Annotated in this window: 3 protein-coding genes; 2 read left to right on the top strand and 1 reads right to left on the bottom strand. The window is 61.1% G+C overall.

Features of this window, described 5'->3' with window-relative positions; translation table 11 throughout:
• Window positions 1–65: 65 nt before the first annotated feature.
• Window positions 66–1,256 carry a phage/plasmid replication protein, II/X family gene (locus tag JHD73_RS27595; protein WP_199033312.1) on the top strand — a complete coding sequence of 397 codons (1,191 nt, stop codon included), beginning with the start codon at window positions 66–68 and terminating at the stop codon, window positions 1,254–1,256.
• Between the two features lie 9 nt (window positions 1,257–1,265).
• Window positions 1,266–1,589 (top strand): single-stranded DNA-binding protein, encoded by a 324-nt coding sequence (locus JHD73_RS27590; RefSeq protein WP_199033311.1) that lies wholly within the window; start codon window positions 1,266–1,268, stop codon window positions 1,587–1,589.
• 75 nt (window positions 1,590–1,664) lie between these two features.
• Here JHD73_RS27590 and JHD73_RS29240 read toward each other — a convergent pair.
• Window positions 1,665–1,879: hypothetical protein (locus tag JHD73_RS29240; RefSeq protein ID WP_233177191.1), on the bottom strand; the 215-nt coding region annotated here is incomplete at its 5' end.

Here is a 1,879-nt window from a genome sequence, read left to right as displayed (position 1 = left end):
GGTAGCACCGCCTGACAGTCTCACGGATGAGACTTCCTCGGATTTTGGCGAGGGGTTCTGAGCGTATGGCCTACGACACCGTCCGGCTGCGCTCTCCGTACCTCGGCAACACGGTTGTCGAGCGCATTAAACGGCAATGCCTGCTGCGTTCCGGTCTTGACTGCGCGAGCGGCGAAATCCTCTATGAGCTGTTCACGGGCGAGCTGCTCGGCTCGTGGGATTCACGCATCTCGGTGATCCCGAAGAGCGAGGAGTGGGTGGTCAACAAGAACGGCCGTCCCGAGCTGGTCCCGTGCGACCCGTACATCCTCATTGAGGCCTCGGTGCACAAGATCAAGCACGGGCACAACGTCTACGGCGGGCCTGCGAATTTCCTGCAGGCGTGCCGCGACTTCGTCGCCCTTGTTGAGGATCTGTTGGAGACCGACTTGCCCGTGGCTGATTGGTGGACGGTGCACCGCGTCGATGTTGCATCCGTCTACCGCCTCTCGAAGGCCGCTTGCAAAGAGTTCTTCGACGGCCTGCAGCTCATCAGCTTTCCGCGCCGGAAGAAGGGCGCAGCGAAGTACTCCATGGCGGTGTACTTCGCGGGCAAGACCACCACGGTCAAGTTCTATCACAAGGGCACTGAGTTTCAGGTGCACGACCGTGGGCGCCTGCGGGGCTTCTTCTCGCAGGTTTTTAAACATCGGCATGGGCACGATGAAGAACGTAGCCGCGTGCTTGCAGAGCGCAAGGTCGCAGCGCTCCAGCGTCTGGCGGATAACCGCCTGCGCGCCGAGGTGGAAGTGCATAGCGACAAGCTCCAGTACGACTTTGGGAAGCATCCGCGAGTGGATGAGGTGACGGACGCCTATCTGGAGGGCGTCTTTGACACCGAGATCGAGAAGCTGCTGCGCGAGGGGAAGCAAGCGATGACGACGGTTCGAGATACGCGGGCGGTGCTCCATCGCCTCAAGGGCATGTATGGCGACGCGCTGGGCCTGCGTCTGCACGGTTTTTGGAGCCTGCTTGCGCAGCACGGCGATGACTTCGCTCGCGAGCACGTTGCGAAGGCGACGTTCTATCGCTGTCGCAAGCAGCTGGAAGAGGCTGGTGTGTCCTGGCTCTGCACGGACGTGCACGTGGTCGCCAATGATGCCGTGCTTCCTCACGATTTCAGTCCGGTACGGACGGACCCACGGCTGTGCCATCTCCCGGCACGCAGTCGTGAGGAATTCCAGGTTAGCCGGGAAACGTTGCGGTTAGCCGCTTAAGGAGAAGTCATGTCACAGGAAAACGCCGTGGGTGCCACCAAGCCCAATACCGTCAAGCCGATGCAGGTCGTTGTGCGCGGTCGGATTGAGGCGACGCGCTCTTTTGAGGGCACGCGTTATACGCGAATCATGACGCCCGCTGCGGATGCGTACAGCCGTCCGCAGGTTGTGGAAGTGCGTGGGAAACAGCGGCTTGGTGAGCGTGGTGAGGAGGTGACTGTGCTGTGCAACCTGGGTGGTTTTCAGCGCAAGCCGTATCGCGTGACGAACAAGGATACGGGCGAAGTGGAGACGGTTACGCCGTGCGACATGACGCTCGACGTGATCGAGTGATTTGCTGCCGCTGGCTTGCCGGCGCGCGGAGCGTTAGCGACGCGCGACCGGTCGCCAGCGCGTGGTTTCGTGGTTTTAGGAGAGACGCCATGTTGGTCTTGCTTGCATATCTCGGTTCTGTGCGTGCCGCGCGTTGTTTGGATCGTCGTCGGTTTGCGAGCAAGTACTTGGCAGCAGCGGGTCGTTGTTCGGATCGAGGTGGCCGGCGTGTTTTGTTGCTGTGGCTTGCTGTGTTGTTTGCGTTCGCGTGTTCGCAGGTCGCTCGACATGCTTGGCGCTGGTTGCCCGTG

This window comes from Ralstonia sp. ASV6 (assembly GCF_016429285.1).
GTDB lineage: Bacteria > Pseudomonadota > Gammaproteobacteria > Burkholderiales > Burkholderiaceae > Ralstonia > Ralstonia flaminis.
This window is presented reverse-complemented; position numbering and strand designations above follow the sequence as displayed.

Excerpts from the sequence above, each read along its gene's own strand:
- JHD73_RS27595 (WP_199033312.1), top strand. The coding sequence starts at position 66 with ATGGCCTACGACACCGTCCGGCTGCGCTCTCCGTACCTCGGCAACACG.
- JHD73_RS27590 (WP_199033311.1), top strand. The coding sequence starts at position 1,266 with ATGTCACAGGAAAACGCCGTGGGTGCCACCAAGCCCAATACCGTCAAG.